The following is a 21,383-nucleotide window of genomic DNA, read 5'->3' as shown; positions in this document are numbered from 1 at the left end:
ACGTTCTGGATGCACCGCCGCCGCTGCCGGGGGAAACTGCCGGAAAGGACGTCGGCCGCGGGAGGCAGCGATGGAACGGCGTTGGGTGCCGGCGCTGGTCCTCGGCGGGTTGTGGTGGTGGGCGGTGCTCCGGCTGGTGCTGCATCCGGAACAGGCGGGGCTGGTGGAGGGCGCGGTGGCGGCGGGCGGCTGGGGGCTGAGCCTGCTGCCGGTGCACGTCGCGTCGATCGTGCCGGTGGGTCCGGTGAGTCCGGTGAGTCCGGTGGGGTCTTCGGCTGGGTGGTGGCCTACCAGGGCATGGCGACGCCGCCGTTCGGCCGGAGGATCTGACCGGTCATGAAGGCCGAGGCGTCCGAGGCCAGGTGCAGCACGGTATGGGCGACGTCCTCCGGTTCGCCGACCCGGCCCAGCGGGGAGATCCGGGCCATCGTCGCCTCCGCCCGGTGCTGACCGGCGGCATCGTGCCGGTCGGTCATCGGCGTACGGATCCAGCCGGGCGCGACGGCGTTCACCCGTATGGCGTGAGGCCCCAGCTCCGTGGCGAGCGTCTTGGTGAGCTGCACCACGGCGGCCTTCGCGACGCTGTAGCAGAGCAGACCCGCGCTCGCGGAGTCCACGGCACCGGACGCCATCGTGATCAGGGAGCCGGGCGCGGAGCGGGCCGTCATGGAGCGGGCCACTTCCTGGCAGGCGTACAGCACCCCCTTGAAATTGACCGCCAGCACCCGGTCCAGATCCTCGTCCGCCGTCTCCAGCACGCTGCTCGTGTGCATGACCCCGGCCACGGCGACCAGGATGTCGAGATGCCCGGCCGCGCCGACGGCGGCCCGGACCTGGTCGCGGTCGGTGACATCGAGGCGGTGGGTCCGGGCGCTGCCGCCCGCGTCGGTGATCAGGTCGTACGTGCGGCGCAGCCCCGTCTCGTCACGGTCCGCGCAGTGCACCGTGGCTCCGGCCTCCGCGAGCAGCAGGGCGCTCGCCCGCCCGATACCGCTCGCCGCACCGGTGATGAACGCGGCGCGGCCCGTGAGGTCGTACGCGGAGAGGGACATGACGGGACCGTACGACCGGATCTGACGGGGCGTCAACCAGGGCGGGGCGTCAACTAGGGGGTCGGGCCTGATTGGCAGCCGGGGCACCAGTAGGTGGGCCGGTCGTCCTGGTCGGCGAGACGGATCGGGGCGCCGCAGCGCGGACAGGGGCGGCGGGCGCGCCCGTAGACGTACAGCCGCTCCTGTACGCGAACGGCTGCCCGGATGGGATGGGTAGACGGGGCAGACGGGGCAGACGGGTCCGGCGGGGCCGGTGGGGTGCGGAGTTCGGAGGTGATGGTCGTGGTGCGGGTGGGGCGGTCGCGGTTGGCGTGCAGCAGGCGCTCGGCCAGGGTGACGAGCCGGAGGAGTACGCCGTCGGGGAGGGCGCCCACGGGGAGCCAGGGGGTGACGCGGGCCAGGAAGCACAGCTCGCACTTGTAGACATTGCCGATGCCCGCCAGATTGCGCTGGTCCAGGAGAGCCTCGCCGAGGGGGCGCTCCGGTGCGGCGAGCAGTCGGTCCAGGGCGAGGCCGGGGTCCCAGTCGGGGCCCAGCAGGTCCGGGCCCAGGTGGCCCACGGCCCGGCTCTCCTCGCTGGTGCGCAGCAGCTCCAGCACGGGGAGCCGGTAGCCGACCGCGGTGTGCTCCGTGGTGCCGAGGATCGCGCGGATCTGGTGCCCCGGACCGCCCCGCCAGCGCTCGTCCGGGGCGTACACCCGCCAGGAACCGTCCATCCGGAGGTGGCTGTGCAGGGTCAGACCGCCCTCGATCCGGGTCAGCAGGTGCTTGCCGCGCGCGGTGACGTCCAGGACGGTCCGGCCGGTGAGGTCGGCGGTGGCGAATCGAGGGACGCGCAGGTCCGACCGGGTCAGCACCTGCCCCGCCAGTGCCTCGTGCAGCCGGGTGGCGGTCTGCAGGACGGTGTCTCCTTCGGGCATGCCTCCATGATGGCTGCGCCGGGGCGGTTGTGCGCCGGACCCGGGCTCGCCCACGGCCCGGGGCGCGATCCGGCGGCGGTCAGGCGCGCAGGCGCAGGCCTCTGGGGGTGGCGAGGAACCCGGCCGCCTCCAGCGTCCGGCCCAGCGGCGAGGTGAGGGCGGAGACGCCGTTCGTCCGCTCCACCGTCACCGTGCCCAGGGCGCCGGCGCGGGCCGAGGCGGCCAGGGCCTCGGCCGCCGCGCGCAGGGCGGGGGCCTCGGGGTCGGACGGCCAGGCCAGGAGAGTCTTTCCGCCGCGCTCCATGTAGAGCGCCAGCTCGCCGTCGACGAGGACCACCAGCGCCCCCGCCTTGCGGCCCGGCTTGTGCCCGGCGCCGTCCGGGGACTCGGGCCACGGCAGGGCCGCGCCGTACGCGTTGGCCGGGTCGGCGGCGGCGAGCACCAGGGCCTGGGGCGCGGAGTCCGGATCCCGGCGGTCCCGTGCCGTGGACGCCGCCCGCAGCCGGTCCACCGCGCCGTCCATCGCGAACTGGGCGGCCCCGAGGCCCTCGACCACATAGCCGCGCCGCGCCTGCCCGTTGTCCTCGAAGGCGGCCAGGACGCGGTACGTCGTGGAGAAGCCGCCCTCCACCCCCTCGGCCTGCACCGCGCCCCGGGTCACCACACCGTGCCGGTCCAGGAGGGTGCGGGCCAGGGCGTGGGCGCGGTGGGTCCGTTCCGGTTCGACCGGGGGCAGCAGCGACCAGCGGCCCGAGACCGTCGGCGGGCCGGTGCGCGACGCGGGGCGGGCGGCGGCGGTGAGCGAGCCGTAACGCCCGCGCGGGACGCTCCGCCGGGAGCGGTGGGCGGTGGAGCCCGCCGTCCGTCCCGAGCCGAGCAGCGAACGCAGCGGGGCCAGGGTGTCGTTGGTGAGCCGCCCGGACCAGGCCAGGTCCCACAGGGCGTCGGCCAGCTGCTGGTCCGTGCAGTCCGGGTGGGTGGTCGCCCGGACCTGGTCGGCGATCTGGCGGAAGAAGAGGCCGTATCCGCCGGAGAGCGTGGTGAGCGCGGACTCGTGGAGCGCCGACAGCTCCAGCGGGTGCGGCGGAGGCAGGAGCAGCGGCGCACTGTCGGCGAGGTAGAGGGAGACCCAGCCGTCCTTGCCGGGCAGCGCCCCCGCCCCGGCCCAGACGACCTCGCCCGTGGTCGTCAGCTCGTCGAGCATCGCCGGGCTGTAGCCCGAGACGCGGCTCGGCAGGATCAGCTTCTCCAGCGCCGAGGCGGGAACGGGCGCGCCCTGGAGCTGCTCGACGGCACGGGCCAGCCCGTCGATGCCCCGCAGGCTGTGGGAGCCGAAGTGCTGCCACTGCGGGAGGAAGGAGGCGAGGGCCGCGGGCGGCACCGGCTCCAGCTCCTGGCGGAGCGCGGCCAGCGAACGGCGGCGGAGCCGGCGCAGCACCGTGGCGTCGCACCATTCCTGGCCGATGCCCGCCGGATGGAACTCGCCCTGGACGGTCCTGCCGGAGGCCGAGAGGCGTTGCAGCGCGCCGTCGGTGACGGCGGTGCCCAGCCCGAAGCGCTCGGCGGCCCGGGCGGCGGTGAACGGGCCGTGTGTCCGCGCGAAGCGGGCGAGGAGGTCGCCGAGCGGGTCCTTCACCGGCTCGGTGAACGCCTCGGGGACGCCGACCGGAAGCGCGGTGCCCAGGGCGTCGCGCAGTCGGCCCGCGTCCTCGATCGCCGCCCAGTGGTCGGCGCCGGCGATCCGGACCTGGATCGCCCGGCGGGCCGCCGCCAGCTCCGGGGCCCAGGACGGCTCGGCGCCCCGCTCGGCCAGCTCGGCGTCGGTCAGGGGGCCCAGGACGCGCAGGAGGTCCGCGACGCCTTCGACGTCCTTGATCCGCCGGTCCTCGGTGAGCCACTGCAGCTCCCGCTCCAGCTCGGTGAGGACCTCGGGGTCGAGCAGCTCACGCAGCTCCGCCCGGCCCAGCAGCTCGGCGAGGAGATGGGAATCCAGCGAGAGGGCGGCGGCGCGCCGCTCGGCGAGCGGGGAGTCGCCCTCGTACAGGAACTGCGCCACGTAACCGAAGAGGAGCGAGCGGGCGAACGGCGAGGGCTCCTGGGTGGTCACCTCGACCAGCCGGACCCGGCGCGCCTCCAGGTCGCCCATCAGTTCCGTGAGCCCGGGGACGTCGAACACGTCCTGGAGGCATTCGCGGACGGCCTCCAGGACGATCGGGAACGAGCCGAACTCCGAGGCGACCTGGAGGAGCTGGGAGGCCCGCTGGCGCTGCTGCCAGAGCGGGGTCCGCTTGCCGGGGGAGCGCCGGGGCAGCAGCAGGGCGCGCGCGGCGCACTCCCGGAACCGGGCGGCGAACAGCGCCGATCCGCCCACCTGGTCGGTGACGATCTGCTGGACCTCGCCCTGGTCGAAGACGACGTCGGCGGCGGCTACCGGAGGCTGGTCGCTGTCGTACGCCACGCCTCCCGGCGCCGGTCCGCCGTTCCCGGTGTCCGGGGCCGGCGGGGCGTCGAAGTCGAGCAGATCCAGGCCCATCATGTCCGCGTCGGGCAGCCGCAGCACGATGCCGTCGTCGGCGTGCATGACCTGGGCGTCCATGCCGTACCGCTCACCGAGGCGGGCGGAGAGGGCGAGCGCCCACGGCGCGTGCACCTGGGCGCCGAAGGGGGAGTGCACGACCACCCGCCAGTCGCCCAGCTCGTCCCGGAACCGCTCGACCAGGATCGTCCGGTCGTCCGGCACATGGCCGCAGGCCCGGCGCTGCTCGTCGAGGTAGGCCAGGATGTTGTCCGCGGCCCAGGCGTCGAGTCCGGCGGCGAGCAGGCGCAGCCGGGCGTCCTCGTCGGACAGGCCGCCGATCTCACGGAGGAAGGCCCCCAGCGCGCGGCCGAGCTCCAGCGGGCGGCCCAGCTGGTCGCCCTTCCAGAACGGCAGCCGCCCCGGAACGCCCGGGGCGGGCGAGACCAGGACCCGGTCCCGGGTGATGTCCTCGATCCGCCAGGACGTGGTGCCCAGGGTGAAGACGTCGCCGACGCGGGACTCGTAGACCATCTCCTCGTCCAGCTCGCCGACCCGGCCGCCGCCCTTCTTCGGGTCGGCCCCGGCCAGGAAGACCCCGAAGAGCCCCCGGTCGGGGATGGTGCCGCCCGAGGTGACGGCGAGCCGCTGCGCGCCGGGGCGGCCCGTGACCGTACCCCCCACGCGGTCCCACACCACCCGGGGGCGCAGCTCCGCGAAGGCGTCGGAGGGATAGCGTCCGGCGAGCATGTCGAGCACGGCGGTGAACGCCGACTCGGGGAGCGAGGCGAACGGGGCGGCCCGCCGGACCAGGGCCAGCAGATCGTCGGCCTGCCAGCTGTCCAGGGCCACCATGGCGACCAGCTGCTGCGCCAGGACGTCCAGCGGATTGGACGGGATGCGCAGCGCCTCGATGGCCCCTACGCGCATCCGCTCGGTGACGACGGCGGCCTGCACCAGATCGCCGCGGTACTTCGGGAAGACCACGCCGGTGGAGACCGCGCCCACCTGGTGCCCGGCCCGGCCCACCCGCTGGAGGCCGGAGGCCACGGAGGGCGGGGACTCCACCTGGATCACCAGGTCGACCGCGCCCATGTCGATGCCGAGCTCCAGGCTGGAGGTGGCGACCACGGCGGGGAGCCGGCCCGCCTTGAGGTCCTCCTCGACCTGGGCCCGCTGTTCCTTGGAGACCGAGCCGTGGTGCGCGCGGGCCAGCAGGGCCGGGGCGCCCCGGCCCGCCCCGGACTGGGCCATGACCTCCGCCGGGGCGTGGGCCTCCGGCAGGGCGGGGGCCGGGTTGTCGGGGTCGAACGCGGTGCCGGTCGCCCGCTCGTACGCGATCTCGTTCAGCCGGTTGCACAGCCGCTCCGCCAACCGTCGGGAGTTGGCGAAGACGATGGTGGAGCGGTGCGACTGCACGAGATCGGCGATGCGCTCCTCGACATGCGGCCAGATCGAGGGCTTGTCCGCCTGCCCGGAGTCGCCGTCCGTGGCGGGGGAGCCGCCCAGCTCGCCCAGATCCTCGACCGGGACGACGACCGAGAGGTCGAACTCCTTGGTGGACCGGGGCTGGACGATCTCCACCTTGCGCTGCGGCGACAGGAAGCGGGCCACCTCGTCGACCGGCCGGACCGTCGCGGACAGACCGATGCGCCGGGCGGGGCGGGGCAGCAGCTCGTCGAGGCGCTCCAGGGAAAGGGCGAGGTGGGCACCGCGCTTGGTCCCGGCGACCGCGTGCACCTCGTCGAGGATCACCGTCTCGACGCCTGCCAGCGCCTCCCGGGCGGCGGACGTCAGCATCAGGAACAGCGACTCGGGCGTGGTGATCAGAATGTCCGGCGGTCTGGTCACCAGGGAGCGCCGCTCGGCGGGCGGGGTGTCCCCGGACCGGATGCCGACCCGCACCTCCGGCTCCGGCAGCCCCAGGCGCACCGACTCCTGGCGGATGCCGGTCAGCGGCGAGCGGAGGTTGCGCTCGACATCGACCGCGAGGGCCTTGAGCGGGGACACGTACAGCACGCGGCAGCGCTTCTTCGCCTCGGCGGGCGGTGGCTCGGCCGCCAGCCGGTCCAGCGAGGCGAGGAACGCGGCCAGCGTCTTCCCGGAACCGGTCGGCGCGACGACCAGGACGTCGCTGCCCTCGCCGATGGCCCGCCAGGCACCCTCCTGCGCGGCGGTGGGCGCGCTGAAGGCCCCGGCGAACCAACTGCGGGTCGCGGGCGAGAAGGCGTCGAGAGCGGAGCCGGTCATGTCCCCCATCGTGCACCCCGCCACTGACAACCGGCCGGAACGACCGCCCGCGACGGCCCGCTCACCCCGTGGCACACGGCCGGGACCTGCGAGAATGTCCCCATGACGGGAACGGACGGCACGGCGGAATGGGCGCGGCACTGGCAGTACGCCGCCCTGCCCGACCTCGATCTGCTGCGCGCCCGGTACGTCCGCCACACCTTCCCCCGGCACAGTCACGAGGGCTACGTCTTCGGCGCGGTCACCGGTGGGGTGGAGGACGTCGGGCTGCCGGGCGGCACCGTCCACGCGGTCCCCGGCACCGTCGTCATGATCAACCCGGAGGTGCCGCACACCGCCCGCTCCGGGGCGCCCGAGGGCTGGGCGTACGCCACGCTCTACCCGTCGGCCCAGGTCGTCAACGACATCGCGGCCGAGGTGACGTCCCTGCGCGGCACGGTCGGCTTCGCCGAGAACCGGGTGACCGATCCCCACGCGTCCCGGCTGATCACCGAGGTGCACCGCGCGGCGGAGGAGGGCAACGCGCTGGCGGCCGACAGCCTGCTGCGGGTCCTGGTCACCCGGCTCCTCAGTCGGCACGGCAGCCCGTTGCCCGGTCTGACCACGCACGCCGGGGGCGCGAGGCACGCCGTACGCGCCCGCGCCGCGCTGGAGGAGCGCATGGCCGCCCCGCCCACGCTGGAGACGCTCGCCGCCGAGCTGGGCACCGGCCCGTTCGCGCTGCTGAGGGCCTTCAAGAAGGAGTACGGGATGCCGCCCCACACCTGGCTCACCGACGCCCGGGTGCGCAGGGCCCGCCGCCTGCTCGACGCCGGTGTCGCCCCCGCCGCGGCCGCGACCGCCGTCGGCTTCACGGACCAGCCGCACCTCAATCGCCACTTCACCCGGATCGTGGGGGTGCCGCCCGGCGCCTACCAGCGCGAGCGCGGGGTGCTGCGGCCCGGTGCGTGAGAACCCGGTGGCCGGTGGGTGAAAACCCGATGGTGCCGGGAATGGGAACCGGTGGTCGGTGGGTGTGCAAGAACGTGTCGGCGGGTGTGCAAGAACGTACAAGACCAGGCCCGAACGATCCCCGTAGCGTTCCGGGCGTGGCAGAACAGACAGCACCCCCAGAGAGCGCCGGCGCACCCGGTGCCATATCCGCCGGTCCGCCCGGTCCGGCGGCCGAGGCCCGACCCGACAAGCCGGACGCGGCCGTCGTCCGGGACGCGCTCGGTGTCGGCATCGCCGTCGGGCTCTCCGGTTTCGCCTTCGGCGTCACCTCCGCCGGTTCCGGCCTCAGCCTGCTCCAGACCTGCGTCCTGAGTCTTCTCGTCTTCACCGGCGCCTCGCAGTTCGCCCTGGTCGGCGCGCTGGCCGCGGGCGGCAACCCCTACACCGCGGCTGCCGGGGCGTTCTTCCTGGGCGTGCGGAACGCGTTCTACGGTCTGCGGCTCTCCCAGCAGCTCGCCCTTCCCCGTGCGGTACGGCCCTTCGCCGCCCACTGGGTCATCGACGAGACGACCGCGGTCACCCTGCCGCAGCCCACCCGGCGGGCCGCGCGCATCGGCTTCACGGTCACCGGGCTCACCCTGTACGTGCTGTGGAACCTCACCACCCTGGTGGGGGCTCTGGGTGCCGACGCGCTGGGCGACACCGACGCGTGGGGTCTGGACGCGGCGAGTCCCGCGGTGTTCCTCGCGCTGCTCGCGCCGATGCTCAAGAGCACCACCGAACGCGTCACGGCGGGCCTGGCCGTCCTGCTGGCCCTGACGCTGCTGCCCGTTCTGCCGGCGGGCGTGCCCGTCCTGCTGTCGGCGCTCGCGGCGCCTGTCGTCCTCTTCCTGATGGGACGGACGAAGCGGGGAGCGGAGACCAAGGACGACGCGGCCGCGCGGCGGAAGAACGGGGAGCGACACTCATGAACGTCTGGATCGCCATCGGACTGACCGTGGCGGGCTGCTACCTCGCCAAGCTCCTGGGCCTGCTGGTGCCCGCGGGCGCGCTGGAACGACCGCTGGTCCAGCGGATGGCCGCGCTGCTGCCCGTGGCGCTGCTGGCGGCTCTCACCGCGCAGCAGACCTTCGGCGACGGCCAGCAGCTCGTTCTCGACGCCCGTGCCGCCGGTCTCGCAGCGGCGGCACTCGCCCTGGTCCTCCGTGCTCCCTTTCTGGTCGTCGTCGGTGCGGGCGTCCTGGTCACGGCGGGCGTACGCGCGCTGGCCTGAGCGAGTGGCCCCGTGCCATCCGCCCGGCCGGCCGCGCGCTTCCGCGGTGGTCAGCCGAGCGGGCGACCGTACGCGCGGAGCGTCCCCAGGGCCCTGAGCGTCACCAGGGGGCGTCCTTCCAGTGCGGTTCCCGGGGCCCACTGACGCCAGGTCACGGGCCATCCGCCGTCGTCCCGCTGCTCGGCGGCCAGGTGGTCGAGCGAGCGTTCCAGCTCCTCGTCCGTGAACCAGCGGCGGGCCAGGGACCCGGGCGTACGGGCGTAGTCGTGCGGGAAGTGATGCTCGCCCGGGGCGTAACCCGTCGCCACCGGGTACTCCGCCCGCCGGGAGGGATCGAGCACGGCGAGCCGCTGTTCGCGCACCAGACGGCCGAGCCGGTCGGCCGCCGCCTCGGCGCGGGCCCGGTCCGGGGCGCCGTCCAGGAAGGCGACCGCGGCCTCGACCTCATAAGGATGGGACTGTTCCAACGCCTCGACGGCGCTCCAGCAGAAGTCCGTCGCCCGGAACAGCCAGGCGTGCCACACCTGATTGCCGTGCAGCAGCCCGACGACCGGTCCGGTCGCGAGCAGCTCCGCCGGCGGGTCGTCCACGATCGGGATGAACGGTGCCGCGGGATAGCCGCGCTGCGTGGGGAGCAGAGCGGGTAACGCGCCTTCTTTGGTCGACACATCGGTCAGATAGCGACAGATCCGTTCCACGCGCTGTCCGTCGCAGCGGTCGATCGAATCAAGAACGCTCAGCGCATGGGCGGTGTGCAGCGGCTGGCTGACCGGACCCCGGAGATCGGGTTCCAGCGCGTGACCGTAGCCGCCGTCCTCGTTCAGATAGGCGGAGAGGGCCGTCTCGACGGCGTCCGGATCTCCGCCGAGAAAGCCGTGGGCGAACCTCCGCTGTTCGAGGACGCGGGCCGTGAGCCAGATGAACTGCTCGGCGCGGGCGAGGGTGTTTGCTCCGGTTCCAGCCATGGACCGACCGTAGAGGGGAAAGGAGCCGGGCACATGTCCGGCGGACGGGCTGCACTCTCAGGAGCGGGATACTGGTGGCATGCGGTTGACGATTTTCTGGGAGCGGATGGCCGACCACTTCGGTGCGGCCTACGCGGACTCCTTCGCCCGTGACCATGTGATGGCCGAACTCGGCGGCCGCACGGTGCACCAGGCCCTGGACGCGGGCTGGGACGCCAAGGATGTCTGGCGCGGGGTCTGCGCGGCCACGGACGTCCCGGCGGACATGCGCTGAACGTCGTACGGGTCCCGGCGGACCCGCGCTGAACGCCCGGGAGCTCCGATCCGGGCGGCGGGAGCGGAACCGGAACGGTCGACTCGGGGCGGGGGACCGGTGGCCGGAGGCATAGGCCAGACTTGTCCCGTGCCATCGACAGACGAGACCGTCCCGGTCCAGCCGTCCGCCTCCCCGCCCGCCCCGCCGGCCGCACCACCCGTGCCGCCGTCCGGCGCCGGCGGGGTCCGTATGCCCGGCTGGCTGCCGCGTGCGATGGTGATGGCCCTGGCGCTCTACGCCTGCTTCCAGCTCAGCAGCTGGGCGTTCGACCAGCTCATCGGGCTGCTGACCAACGTGCTGATCGCGTTCTTCCTCGCGCTCGCCATCGAGCCCGCGGTCGGCCGGATGGCGAGTCGCGGCATACGCCGCGGGCTGGCCACGTTCCTCGTCTTCCTCGGCCTGATGATCTTCGGCGTCGGATTCGTGGTGCTGCTGGGGTCGATGCTCGCGGGCCAGATCGTCGACATGGTCGACGAGTTCCCCAAGTACATCGACTCGGTGATCAACTGGGTCAACCAGACCTTCCACACCGAACTCTCCCGGGTCGAGGTCCAGGACAGCCTGCTGCACTCCGACTGGCTGCAGAAGTACGTCCAGAACAGCGCCACCGGAGTGCTCGACGTCTCCACCACGGTCCTCGGCGGACTGTTCCGGCTGCTGACGATCTTCCTGTTCTCCTTCTACTTCGCGGCCGACGGCCCCCGGCTCCGCCGGGCCCTGTGCTCCGTCCTGCCGCCGGCCCGGCAGACCGAGGTGCTGCGCGCCTGGGAGATCGCGGTCGACAAGACCGGCGGGTACATCTACTCGCGCGGTCTGATGGCGTTGATCTCCGGCGTCGCGCACTACATCCTGCTGGTGATCCTCGGGGTGCCCTACGCCCCGGCGCTCGCGGTCTGGGTCGGACTCGTCTCGCAGTTCATCCCCACCATCGGCACGTATCTCGCGGGCGCCCTGCCCATGCTGATCGCCTTCACGGTCGACCCCTGGTACGCGGTGTGGGTGCTCGGTTTCGTCGTGATCTACCAACAGTTCGAGAACTATGTGCTCCAGCCCAAGCTGACCGCGAAGACCGTCGACATCCACCCCGCGGTCGCCTTCGGATCGGTCATCGCCGGCACGGCCCTGCTCGGCGCGGTCGGCGCGCTGGTCGCCATCCCCGCCGTCGCCACGCTCCAGGCGTTCCTCGGCGCCTATGTGAAGCGGTACGACGTCACCGACGACCCACGCGTGCACGGGGGCAGCAGCCGCGTTCCCCGGAGGCCGTTGCCGTCACGGATACGCCGCCTGGTGAACGGGCCCCGCCCCGCCGGCGGCGAACCGGAGCCGGGGCCGCCCCAGCGGTGAGCCGTCGCACCGGGGCGCCTCAGCGGTAGCCGGTCACATCGGCCGGCAGGCCGGGGTCCTGGACCTCGGTCAGATACCGCCAGGCGTCGGGCCGGCTGCCGTCCACATCGGTGAAGCCGTACTCCTGGGCGAGCTGCCCGCTGGAGAGCGACCTGCCGTTCCAGCGGGCCACCTCGGGATCGCCGGCGAGGGCGGCCACGGCGCGGCCGGCGTACGCGGGGGACTCGGAGATCGCGAAGTGGGGTGCGTGCGCGACGGCGTCGCGCCAGGTGGCCTCGGTCACCCCGTGGGCCTCGAGCATGGCCTCGGACCGGAGCCAGCCCGGGGTGAGCGCCACGGCCGTCGCGCGGTGCGGCGCGAGCTCATGGCCGAGGGCGAAGGCCATCCGGTTCACCGCGGCCTTGGCCAGGTCGTAGAAGAACGAGACCCGGTAGGTGGACGCGTTGTACTCGTCCGTCCCGTCGGTCATCTCGACGACCAGGCCGCCCGGTGTCTCGATCAGCAGCGGCAGCGCGAAGTGACTGGTGATGGCGTGCGTGTCGACGGCCAGCCGCAGGGTGTGCAGCCCGGTGTCGAGCGACGACTCCCACACCGGCTTGTTCCACTCGATCTCGGCGCCCCAGATGTCGTTCACCAGGATGTGCAGCGCCCCCTGCTCGCTCGCGATGCGGGCCACGAGCGCCCTGACCCGGTCGGGAACCAGATGGTCGACCTGGACGGCGATGCCCCGTCCGCCCGCCGCGTCGACCAGGGCCGCGGTCTCCTCGATCGTCTCGGGCCGGTCCATCTCGGAGCGCTCGGACCCGCTCGTACGACCGGTCACGTACACGGTCGCCCCGGCGGCGCCGAGCTGGACGGCGATCCCGCGGCCGGCCCCGCGGGTGCCTCCGGCGACGAGCGCCACACGGCCGGCCAGGTCGGATCCGGGGGCCTGCCCTCCGTGGGGTGTTCCGGGTTCCGCAGTCGCTCCCATACCGATCGAATATAGGGCGATACGTTCCGGTGCGCAGGCTCGGCCGTGTGCCGGCGGGTAGGGGCGGGAGCCGCTCCGACCGCTCCCGTACCGTGGCTTCGCATGACCGATGCCGAGATCGAGATCACCGCAGAGCTGGTTCGCGACCTGTTGCGGGAGCAGCATCCGGACCTCGCGGGGCTGGCCGTCCGCGAAGTGGCAGGCGGTTGGGACAACCAGCAGTGGCGCGTCGGGGACGAGCTGGCCATGCGCATGCCGCGCACCGAACGCGCGCCCGGTCTCCAGCTCAAGGAGCGGCAGTGGCTGCCCGTCCTGGCCCCGCGCCTTCCTCTCCCGGTCCCGAACCCCGTGCGGACCGGTGAACCGTCCGCACTCTTCCCGAAGCCCTGGACGATCATGACGTGGGTCCCCGGTGAGCCCCTGGACCACACCTCGATCAGTCGCGGCGACCACGCGGCCGACGCTTTGGCGGGCTTCCTCCGGGCGCTTCACGTGGAGGCGCCCGCCGGGGCGCCGGTCAGTACGGACCGCGGTGCTCACCCCAGGATGTGCGCGGAGGGCTTCGACCACTTCTTCGAGGCCGTCGCCCCCGACGACATCGCCGACGAGGTCCGGGCCGTCTGGGCCGACGCCGTCGCGGCCCCCGAGTGGGAGGGCCCGCCGGTATGGGTGCACGGTGACCTTCACCCCGCGAATGTCGTCGTCGCGGAAGGGACGCTCTCCGGCGTGATCGACTTCGGTGACATGTTCGCCGGTGACCCGGCCTGGGATCTGGCGGCCGCCTGGGTGATCCTTCCGGCGGGCGCCGCATCGCGGTTCTTCGACGTGTACGCGCAGGCGGACGAGGGGACGATCCGGCGCGCCCGCGGGCTGGCCGTCCTGAAGGGCCTGGTCCTCCTGCTCGTGGGCCGGAACGGGGACCAGGGCCTTCCCGGCGGCAAGCCGACCTGGGGGCCGGCGGGCCGGGCGGCCCTCGATCGCGTCCTGAGCGGCACTCGTCAGTCGGTGCGGGGGCCGCGTGGTGCGCTTGACACCAAAATCGAACATCCATTCTGATGGGATTCCGGCCGGGTTTTGCCGGGCCCGACCGTGGAGTTGTCCACAGGTCGGGAGGACGTCGAGGCCCATTGTCAGTGGCAGGGGTTAGCGTCTGAGACGTGAAGCGATCGACTCAAGCAAATCGGGTGGAACCCATGGCAGGAAACGACCGCGAGAAGGCGCTGGACGCCGCGCTCGCACAGATTGAACGACAGTTCGGCAAGGGTGCGGTGATGCGCCTCGGCGAGCGGCCGAACGAGCCCATCGAGGTGATCCCCACGGGATCGACCGCGCTCGACGTGGCCCTCGGCGTCGGCGGTCTGCCGCGCGGCCGTGTGGTGGAGGTGTACGGGCCGGAGTCCTCCGGCAAGACGACGCTGACGCTGCACGCCGTGGCGAACGCGCAGAAGCTCGGTGGCTCGGTGGCGTTCATCGACGCCGAGCACGCGCTGGACCCGGAGTACGCGAAGAAGCTCGGCGTCGACATCGACAACCTCATCCTGTCCCAGCCGGACAACGGTGAGCAGGCGCTGGAGATCGTCGACATGCTGGTGCGCTCCGGCGCCCTGGACCTGATCGTGATCGACTCCGTGGCGGCCCTGGTGCCCCGTGCGGAGATCGAGGGCGAGATGGGCGACTCGCACGTGGGTCTGCAGGCCCGCCTGATGAGCCAGGCGCTCCGCAAGATCACCAGTGCGCTCAACCAGTCCAAGACCACCGCGATCTTCATCAACCAGCTGCGCGAGAAGATCGGTGTGATGTTCGGTTCGCCGGAGACCACGACCGGTGGCCGGGCGCTGAAGTTCTACGCCTCGGTGCGTCTGGACATCCGGCGGATCGAGACGCTGAAGGACGGGACCGACGCGGTCGGCAACCGTACCCGCGTCAAGGTCGTCAAGAACAAGGTCGCGCCGCCGTTCAAGCAGGCGGAGTTCGACATCCTCTACGGCCAGGGCATCAGCCGCGAGGGCGGACTGATCGACATGGGCGTGGAGCACGGCTTCGTCCGCAAGGCCGGCGCCTGGTACACGTACGAGGGCGACCAGCTCGGCCAGGGCAAGGAGAACGCCCGCAACTTCCTCAAGGACAACCCCGACCTCGCCAACGAGATCGAGAGGAAGATCCTGGAGAAGCTGGGTGTCGGTGTCCGTCCGGACGCCGAGACGGGCGAGCCCGCCACGGACGCCGCCGCGGCACCGGCGGCCGACGGGGCGGCGAAGCCGGCGACCACCGCTGCCACCAAGGCCAAGCCGGCCAAGACCGCGGCGGCCAAGAGCTAGGCCGTGACGCGTCGTACGGAGTGGCCGGGCAGCCCTGCCGAGCCCGGCGGCGACCCCGAATTCAGCCCTGAGTCCGGCCCTGCATTCGGTGAAGGGGCGGGTCGCCGTGCCCGCTCCGGTTCCAGAAGCAGCGGCTCCCCTTCCTCGTCGAGGGCCGAGAAGGGGGAGCCGCGTGACCCGGTCGAGCAGGCGCGCAACATCTGCCTGCGCCTGCTCACCGGGACGCCGCGCACGCGCAAGCAGCTCGCGGACGCCCTGCGCAAGCGGGAGATCCCGGACGAGGCGGCCGAGGAAGTGCTCGCGCGCTTCGAGGACGTCGGGCTGATCGACGATGCGGCGTTCGCCGGGGCATGGGTGGAGTCCCGGCACCACGGCCGGGGGCTCGCGCGCCGTGCCCTCGTCCGTGAGCTGCGGACGAAGGGCGTGGACTCCGCCGTGATCGACGAGGCGGTCGGGCAGCTCGACGCGGACCAGGAGGAGGAGACGGCCCGCGAGCTCGTGGCCCGCAAGCTCCGCTCCACGCGGGGCCTGGACCGTGACAAGCGGCTGCGCCGTCTGGCGGGGATGCTCGCACGCAAGGGATACGGGGAGGGCATGGCCCTGCGGGTGGTGCGTCAGGCGCTGGAGGAGGAGGGCGAGGACACGGAAGGCCTGGACGAGCCTTTCTGAGGAGAGCGGGGATCAGGACCGTCCGTCCGGCCGGTCAGTGTCCGGCCGAGGCCGCGCGGCGGGCGGCCCCGTCGACGAGGGCCAGCGCGTCCGCCGCGGTGCGGCCCGGCGCGCGGTTCCAGGGGCCGATCAGCCCGGGCCACCCCTGCGCGCGCAGCTCCGTGATCAGCCAGGCGCCGGCCCGGTCCACGGTGTCGAGGGAGCCGTAGCCGAGGCGGTGCGCGGAGATCAGGGCGCCGCAGACGCAGCGTGCGCCCCGGGCGTTCCGCAGCCGGTACGGGGTGTTCTGCCAGCCCCACTCGGCCAGGATCTGCCGTGCGTAGCCGAGGTGGGTCGAGGGGCGCAGGTCGCCCTGCCCGACCCGCCGCCAGAGGTGGACGCGGTCGGGCAGCATCGCGCCCAGCCGCCCGGGCAGCGGGCGCTCGTGCGGGGGCGCGGCGGGCAGCGTCCGCAGGGTGTCGTCGACGAGCCGATCCACGGGCACGGACAGCAGGTTCCGCCAGTCGGAGGGCCCGGCGGGCGAAGATTCCCCCACAACCGCCGGGGTGAGTGCGGGCTCGGGGGCGGTGCACTCCCACCCCGTGACGATCTGCTGCCACGCCTGGGTGTCGTGCAGCCGGGAGGCCTGGCCGTCGAGCTGTTCGGGGGTGAGGAGAGCCGTCGCCATAAGTGCGTCATCTCCGTACATTTCGGTCCTCTGTGTGAGGCGAATGTCGGTCACGCACGGCGATTGCTCTAGTGGAACGTGGCGTTCGGGTGTGTGGCACCCGAACGGGTCTGACGCCTGACACCTGAGCTCAGGTGTCAGGCGTCAGGACTCAGGCGTCAGGCGTCAGGTCCCTGGTGTCAGGTGGAGGTGACCGGGAGTCCCGCCCCGCGCCACGCCTGGAAGCCGCCGATCAGGTCGGTGGCCCGGTGCAGTCCCAGCTGCCGCAGCGAGGCGACCGCGAGGCTGGAGGCGTAACCCTCGTTGCAGATGACGACGACCCGGAGATCGTGGCCGACCGCCTCGGCGGCGCGGTGGCTGCCTCGGGGGTCGAGCCGCCATTCCAGCTCATTGCGTTCGACGACCAGCGCGCCCGGGATCAGCCCGTCCCGGTCGCGGAGCGCCGCGTACCGGATGTCCACCAGCAGGGCCCCGGCCTCCGCCGCCGCGGCGGCCTCGGACGGGCCGATCCGGTCGTAGCCGGCCCGGACCCGCTCCAGCAGTTCGTCGATGCCCACAGGCGCCGAGGCGTCCCGCACGGCCTCGCTCCCGTTCGTCCTGGGGTCCTCGCTCACTGCCAGTCCTCCGGGCGCTCGGTCTGCTCCAGCCGGAGCACCGCACCGGTGCGGCTGAACCGGCGGATCCGCGGCAGGGGCGGGTAGTAGGCGTGGACGGAGACCGCGTGCGTGTCGGCGGACTCGTTGAGGACCTCGTGGACGTGGTTCTGCCCGAAGGCCCTGCCCTGACCGGTCGCCAGCTCCCTCGACCGGTCCACCCCCTCCGTCAGCTCCAGCGTCTTCCAGCCGTCGGTGGGCAGCCGCACGGCCAGCGAGTGCTCCTTGAGGGCACCGGCCGCGGTGGTGAACGCACCGAACGAGTCGGCGTGATCGTGCCAGCCCGTTCCGGTGCCCGGCGGCCAGCCGATCAGCCACGCCTCGCTGCCGCCCGGTCCGTCGAGCCGGATCCAGGTGCGGCCCTCCGGATCGAGGGGGAGCGAGGCGATGAGCTCCTCGTCCCGGGCGGCGCCGCGGACGAAGTCCATCAGCTCCGCGAGCGTCGGCGCGGCGGAAGTAGAAGAGGAAGAAGAGGGAGAAGAAACGGGAGAAGAAGCGGAAGAAGAGGCCACGGGGGCGGCCACGGGGGCGGCGGGGGAAGGCACAGAGGCAGCCGTGGGTACGGCGGAGTAGTGAGGGGAAGACACGAGGACCGTCCTGAGAGTTCGCGCGGGGTTCCGGCCGTGCGGAAAGCGGCACGGACCGGCCGGAGGGAGGCGATTCAGCAGGACGGGCGACACACGCAGCCCGCGTAACGGACGAGGTCCATATGGACCCTCCGCCACAGGCGCACATCGGTGTCGGTCATGATCTGGAGTACACCATGCGCGCCTGTGACGGTCAATCGGTCAGGTGATCGTGGCGGTCCCGTCGGCGTGGACCCGTGCCCGTGCCTGGGGCCGCTGCTCGCGCCCCGCACCCCGTTCGTCCCCGCCGTCCTCCGGTTCCACGGGCTCCCGCGCACCCCGGGGCGCGCCGCCCAGAGCGGCCTGTGCCGCGGTGAACAGCTCCGCCGGCCGTACGCCGCCGAAGGCCGCCACCAGGTGCCCGTCCGGCCTGACCAGCAGGACGGTATGGGCCGATGCCCCCGGGTAGTTCTCGGTGACCAGCAGCTCCGTCGTCCCCGGCAGGGCCGCCACGGCGTCCGTGAGACGGGGCATCACGCCCGCGGTCCGCCAGTGCCGCCGGTCCCAGACGCCGGTCCCCGGCGCGACCAGGATCACCAGCGGATGCCCCTGCCCGAGCCGCTCCCGCAGACGCGTCGTCGTTCCGTCCGGTGCGGTCACCGTCACGTCGGCGACCGGCGCACCGGGGGGCGTACCGACAGCGGTGTGCGCCTCGGCGTGCGGAGGTGAAAGGGGGGAGTGCGAGTACGAAGGGGGCGCACCCAGCGCTCCGCAGCCCAGATGGCCGTCGGCGAGCAGGGTGTCGTGACCGCGTACGGCACCCGGGACCAGGGTCCGCAGGCCGCCTCCGCCGCGCAGTATCGGCAGCGACTGGTCGGCGGCGCGCAGCCGGGAGGCCACCGCGGCCCGGCGCTCCGCCTGGTAGCTGTCGAGCAACTGCTCGGCGGGGCCGTGATGCCAGGCGTGGGCCAGCTTCCAGGCCAGGTTCTCGGCGTCCCGGAGCCCCTCGTCCAGTCCCTGCGTGCCCAGGGCGCCCAGCAGGTGTGCCGCGTCCCCCGCCAGGAAGGCGCGCTGCTTGCGCCAGCGCCGGGCGAGCCGGTGGTGGAGCGTGTGGACACCGGTGTCCAGCAGTTCGTACGCCGGGGTCTCGCCGCACCAGCCGGCCAGGGTGTCCCGGATGCGGGCGATCAGGGCTTCGGGGGTGACCAGTTCACCGCCGGCTGGCAGCAGCCAGTCCAGCCGCCAGACGCCGTCCGGCAGCGGCCGGGCGGAGACCTCGGCGCCCCCGGTCCGCCAGGGCGGCTGCCGGTGCAGGACGGCCTCGTCGGGCCAGGGCAGTTCGGCCCGGAGCGCGGCGACGGCATGCCGCTCCACCGCCGTACGACCGGGAAACCGGATGTCCAGCAGCTTGCGCACGGTTGACCGGGCACCGTCGCAGCCGACCAGATAGCTTCCGCGCCACCAGGTCGATCCCGGCTCCCTGGTGTGCACGGTGATGCCGTCGGGGTCCTGCTCCAGCGTGTCGATCCGGCTCATCGGCACCAGCCTGATCAGCGGAGCCTTGTCCACCGCCGCACGCAGCGCGGCGCTCAGAGCGTGCTGCGGGACATGGAGCGGCGCGGGAAGGAGCCCGGGGAGCGGGTCCCCGCCTTCTCCGTCTTCCCGGCCCTCCTCGTCCCTCCGGCCCCCGACCAGCGGCACGTTCCGGACCAGCTGCTTCCGGCGCATCGAACGCCACCCGGCCCAGCGCAGCCCGACCCGGTCCAGCTCCCGGCAGCCGAGGCGGCCCACCAGGCCGGCGGTGTCCTCGCGCAGCACGACCGTGCGGGCGGGACGGGGTTCCTCCGTGCCGGGGCCCTCGTCGAGAACGACCGAGGGGACGCCCTGGGCGGCGAGGGCCAGCGACAGCGTCAGGCCGACGGGCCCGGCGCCGACGACGATCACCGGGTCCACGGCGCGTACCCTCCGGCCCGTACGGTCATGCGGAACGTGGCTGCGGAAGCCGGGTGCGTGATCACAGAACGTATGCAACCCACTGGTGGTGCTTGCGTCAAGTGACCGAGGCAGCGGCGCGTGCGCCGCTGCCTCGAATGCTCCTGCCGGGAAGGGCCGGGAAGGCCCCGGGGAGGTCAGTTGCCCGTCACACCGGTCCCACCGGCACCGCCGTCCGTCGGGCCCGCGCCCCCTGCGCCCCCCACGTCCACGCCGGGAAGCGCGCCCACGGTGGGGATGCCGGCGGCCGGGGCGCCGGGCGCCACCTTGATACCGGTCTTGGCGCGACGGCCGCGCTTCTCGATCCACGTCGCCAGCGCCGAGAGCAGCAGACACATCGCGATGTAGATCGTGCCGATGACGACGATCGTGGAGACGTACGGGTACTGGCCGTTCACCTGGGTGTTGGAGGCGATCAGACGCGCGGTCTGGAGCAGCTCCGGGTACAGGATGATGAAGCCGAGCGAGGTGTCCTTGAGGGTCACCACGAGCTGGCCGATGATCGTCGGCAGCATGGACCGGACGGCCTGCGGCATCAGGACGCTGACCATGACCTGCGTCTTGCTCATGCCGAGCGCGTACGCCGCCTCGCTCTGCCCCTTGGGCACCGAGTTGATGCCGGCCCGCAGCACCTCGGCCTGCACGCAGCCGTTGTAGACGGACAGGCCCGCCGCCAGCGCCCACATCGAGTAGTCGGTGAGGAAGCCGACCCAGATGGCGTAGATGGTGATCAGCAGCGGGAGCGAGCGGAACAGCTCGATGAAGGTGGTCGCCGCCCAGCGGACCGGCTTGTGGTCGGAGAGCCGGCCCACCACCAGGAGCACACCGAGGACCAGCGAGCCGACCGCGGCCAGACCGAACGCCTTGAGCGTGGCGATCAGGGCGTCGGCGATGTTCTGCCGGATGCCCGTGTAGTTGAAGATGTCCCACATCTCGGGGGCGAGGTGCCCCTTGTCGGCGAGCCGCACGATGCTGACGGCGATCAGCGCCGCGATGGCGAGGGTGCCGACGACGGCGTACATCCGGTTGCGGACGACGGCCTTGGGACCCGGGGCGTCGAAGAGAACGCTGGCGCTCATCGGGCGACCTCCATGCGACGCTCCAGCAGCCGGAAGAGGCCGCTGATGGTAAACGTGACGACCAGATAGCCGAGGGCCACCCAGATGAAGACGGGGACGATGTCGTAGCCCTTGTCGCTCATCAGCTTCTGCCAGCCGAACAGCTCGGCGACGCTGAAGGCCCCGGCGATCGCGGAGTTCTTCGTGAGCGCGATGAAGATGCTGCTCAGCGGCGGGATCACGGTCCGGGTCGCCTGGGGGAGCACCACGATCTGCAGCGTCTGGGAGAACGTCATGCCGATCGAGCGCGCGGCCTCGGCCTGTCCCAGCGGCACGGTGTTGATGCCGGAGCGGACCGCCTCGCACACGAACGAGGAGGTGTAGAAGCCGAGCGCCAGCGAGCCGAGGACGAACGGGCTCATCCCCGGGAAGAGGATCTCGGGCACGACGAAGAAGAAGATCAGGAAGAGCAGCGTCAGCGGGGTGTTGCGCATCAGCGTCACCCAGGCGGTGCCGAAGTACCGCAGCGGCGGCACCGGCGAGACCCGGAATCCGGCGATGAGCACACCGAGGACCAGGGCGATAACCGAGCTGACGGCGGTGATCGACACGGTTCCTATGAAGCCGTCGCGGAACTCTGGGAAATTGTCGAGCAGTACGTTCATGAGGTCTCCGCGTCGGCGGTCAGCGGCATCAGGGCAGGGGAAGGGGCGCCCCGTACCCCCGCCGGCCCCGGGGAAACCGGGACGGCGGGGGCGTACGGGACGCCTGAGTCACTCGCGGGGCGTCGGTGACGGGGGCGGGGGGCGGGGGGGGGGGCCGCCCCCCGCCGGCCCCCCCCCCCCCGCGGCCCCCTCCCCCGCCCCCCCGCGGGGGGTCCAGTTAAGCAACCGGCAAGCCCAGCCCGGGGCCGGATAGT

21 protein-coding genes are annotated in these 21,383 nt (G+C 72.9%); 9 read left to right on the top strand and 12 right to left on the bottom strand.

What is annotated here, in order from left to right; all coding sequences use genetic code 11:
* The first annotated feature begins 70 nt into the window (after positions 1-70).
* The gene (locus ACIQPT_RS34620) at positions 71-340 is read left to right on the top strand and encodes a hypothetical protein (RefSeq protein ID WP_401161907.1); all 270 of its coding nucleotides are present in this window, start codon (positions 71-73) and stop codon (positions 338-340) included.
* On the opposite strand, the gene ACIQPT_RS34615 is transcribed toward ACIQPT_RS34620, so the two are convergent.
* From ACIQPT_RS34615 to ACIQPT_RS34605, 3 genes are all read right to left on the bottom strand, one after another.
* Complete coding sequence (locus ACIQPT_RS34615; protein ID WP_401161906.1) at positions 288-1,052, bottom strand: SDR family NAD(P)-dependent oxidoreductase; 765 nt, start codon at positions 1,050-1,052, stop codon at positions 288-290. The genes ACIQPT_RS34620 and ACIQPT_RS34615 overlap by 53 nt on opposite strands.
* 53 nt (positions 1,053-1,105) lie before the next feature.
* On the bottom strand, positions 1,106-1,972 hold the full coding sequence (locus tag ACIQPT_RS34610; protein WP_401161904.1) for an Fpg/Nei family DNA glycosylase: 867 nt from the start codon (positions 1,970-1,972) through the stop codon (positions 1,106-1,108).
* 79 nt (positions 1,973-2,051) lie between these two features.
* Positions 2,052-6,737, bottom strand: coding sequence for a DEAD/DEAH box helicase (locus ACIQPT_RS34605; protein ID WP_401161903.1), 4,686 nt, complete (start codon positions 6,735-6,737; stop codon positions 2,052-2,054).
* 102 nt (positions 6,738-6,839) lie between these two features.
* Here ACIQPT_RS34605 and ACIQPT_RS34600 point away from each other — a divergent pair, with 102 nt between their 5' ends.
* From ACIQPT_RS34600 to ACIQPT_RS34590, 3 genes are all read left to right on the top strand, one after another.
* Positions 6,840-7,688, top strand: coding sequence for an AraC family ligand binding domain-containing protein (locus tag ACIQPT_RS34600; RefSeq protein WP_401161901.1), 849 nt, complete (start codon positions 6,840-6,842; stop codon positions 7,686-7,688).
* Between the two features lie 137 nt (positions 7,689-7,825).
* Positions 7,826-8,641, top strand: coding sequence for an AzlC family ABC transporter permease (locus tag ACIQPT_RS34595; protein WP_401161900.1), 816 nt, complete (start codon positions 7,826-7,828; stop codon positions 8,639-8,641).
* The gene (locus ACIQPT_RS34590; protein WP_401161898.1) at positions 8,638-8,943 is read left to right on the top strand and encodes an AzlD domain-containing protein; all 306 of its coding nucleotides are present in this window, start codon (positions 8,638-8,640) and stop codon (positions 8,941-8,943) included. Before ACIQPT_RS34595 ends, ACIQPT_RS34590 begins: the two co-directional genes overlap by 4 nt.
* A gap of 50 nt (positions 8,944-8,993) precedes the next feature.
* Here the strand turns inward: ACIQPT_RS34590 and ACIQPT_RS34585 are convergent, their stop codons facing one another.
* Positions 8,994-9,908 carry a hypothetical protein gene (locus ACIQPT_RS34585; RefSeq protein ID WP_401161896.1) on the bottom strand — a complete coding sequence of 305 codons (915 nt, stop codon included), beginning with the start codon at positions 9,906-9,908 and terminating at the stop codon, positions 8,994-8,996.
* A gap of 79 nt (positions 9,909-9,987) precedes the next feature.
* Here ACIQPT_RS34585 and ACIQPT_RS34580 point away from each other — a divergent pair, with 79 nt between their 5' ends.
* Positions 9,988-10,182: a DUF3046 domain-containing protein gene (locus tag ACIQPT_RS34580; protein WP_401161895.1), complete on the top strand. Its 195-nt coding sequence runs from the start codon at positions 9,988-9,990 to the stop codon at positions 10,180-10,182.
* Positions 10,183-10,413: 231 nt separating this feature from the next.
* A complete protein-coding gene (locus ACIQPT_RS34575; protein ID WP_401162021.1) occupies positions 10,414-11,568 on the top strand; it encodes an AI-2E family transporter in 1,155 nt (384 codons plus the stop codon).
* A 19-nt stretch (positions 11,569-11,587) separates the two neighbouring features.
* On the opposite strand, the gene ACIQPT_RS34570 is transcribed toward ACIQPT_RS34575, so the two are convergent.
* Positions 11,588-12,541, bottom strand: a complete 954-nt coding sequence (locus tag ACIQPT_RS34570) for an SDR family oxidoreductase (protein WP_401161893.1) — start codon at positions 12,539-12,541, stop codon at positions 11,588-11,590.
* A 102-nt stretch (positions 12,542-12,643) separates the two neighbouring features.
* On the opposite strand from ACIQPT_RS34570, the gene ACIQPT_RS34565 reads away from it, so the two are divergent.
* The 3 genes from ACIQPT_RS34565 (at position 12,644) to recX (ending at position 15,528) form a co-directional block, all read left to right on the top strand.
* Positions 12,644-13,597 (top strand): aminoglycoside phosphotransferase family protein, encoded by a 954-nt coding sequence (locus tag ACIQPT_RS34565; RefSeq protein WP_401161891.1) that lies wholly within the window; start codon positions 12,644-12,646, stop codon positions 13,595-13,597.
* Positions 13,598-13,734: 137 nt separating this feature from the next.
* A complete protein-coding gene (gene recA / locus ACIQPT_RS34560; RefSeq protein ID WP_401161889.1) occupies positions 13,735-14,859 on the top strand; it encodes a recombinase RecA in 1,125 nt (374 codons plus the stop codon).
* A 3-nt stretch (positions 14,860-14,862) separates the two neighbouring features.
* Positions 14,863-15,528 carry a recombination regulator RecX gene (gene recX, locus ACIQPT_RS34555; protein ID WP_401161887.1) on the top strand — a complete coding sequence of 222 codons (666 nt, stop codon included), beginning with the start codon at positions 14,863-14,865 and terminating at the stop codon, positions 15,526-15,528.
* A gap of 34 nt (positions 15,529-15,562) precedes the next feature.
* On the opposite strand, the gene ACIQPT_RS34550 is transcribed toward recX, so the two are convergent.
* The 7 genes from ACIQPT_RS34550 to ACIQPT_RS34520 form a co-directional block, all read right to left on the bottom strand.
* Entirely contained in the window at positions 15,563-16,195 is a 633-nt protein-coding gene (locus ACIQPT_RS34550; RefSeq protein ID WP_401161885.1) for a hypothetical protein, read from the bottom strand.
* 179 nt (positions 16,196-16,374) lie between these two features.
* On the bottom strand, positions 16,375-16,809 hold the full coding sequence (locus ACIQPT_RS34545; RefSeq protein ID WP_401161884.1) for a rhodanese-like domain-containing protein: 435 nt from the start codon (positions 16,807-16,809) through the stop codon (positions 16,375-16,377).
* Positions 16,806-17,435, bottom strand: a complete 630-nt coding sequence (locus ACIQPT_RS34540) for a cysteine dioxygenase (RefSeq protein ID WP_401161882.1) — start codon at positions 17,433-17,435, stop codon at positions 16,806-16,808. Before ACIQPT_RS34540 ends, ACIQPT_RS34545 begins: the two co-directional genes overlap by 4 nt.
* A gap of 74 nt (positions 17,436-17,509) precedes the next feature.
* Positions 17,510-17,596: a putative leader peptide gene (locus ACIQPT_RS34535; RefSeq protein ID WP_311605579.1), complete on the bottom strand. Its 87-nt coding sequence runs from the start codon at positions 17,594-17,596 to the stop codon at positions 17,510-17,512.
* A 40-nt stretch (positions 17,597-17,636) separates the two neighbouring features.
* On the bottom strand, positions 17,637-19,367 hold the full coding sequence (locus tag ACIQPT_RS34530; RefSeq protein ID WP_401161880.1) for an FAD-dependent monooxygenase: 1,731 nt from the start codon (positions 19,365-19,367) through the stop codon (positions 17,637-17,639).
* Positions 19,368-19,543: 176 nt separating this feature from the next.
* On the bottom strand, positions 19,544-20,485 hold the full coding sequence (locus tag ACIQPT_RS34525; RefSeq protein ID WP_401161878.1) for an amino acid ABC transporter permease: 942 nt from the start codon (positions 20,483-20,485) through the stop codon (positions 19,544-19,546).
* Entirely contained in the window at positions 20,482-21,129 is a 648-nt protein-coding gene (locus ACIQPT_RS34520) for an amino acid ABC transporter permease (protein WP_401161876.1), read from the bottom strand. Before ACIQPT_RS34520 ends, ACIQPT_RS34525 begins: the two co-directional genes overlap by 4 nt.
* Between the last annotated feature and the right edge of the window lie 254 nt (positions 21,130-21,383).

It is taken from the genome of Streptomyces sp. NPDC091289 (genome assembly GCF_044757365.1).
GTDB lineage: Bacteria > Actinomycetota > Actinomycetes > Streptomycetales > Streptomycetaceae > Streptomyces.
The sequence above is the reverse complement of the archived record's forward strand: the minus strand, read 5'-3'. Positions and strand labels throughout refer to the sequence as shown.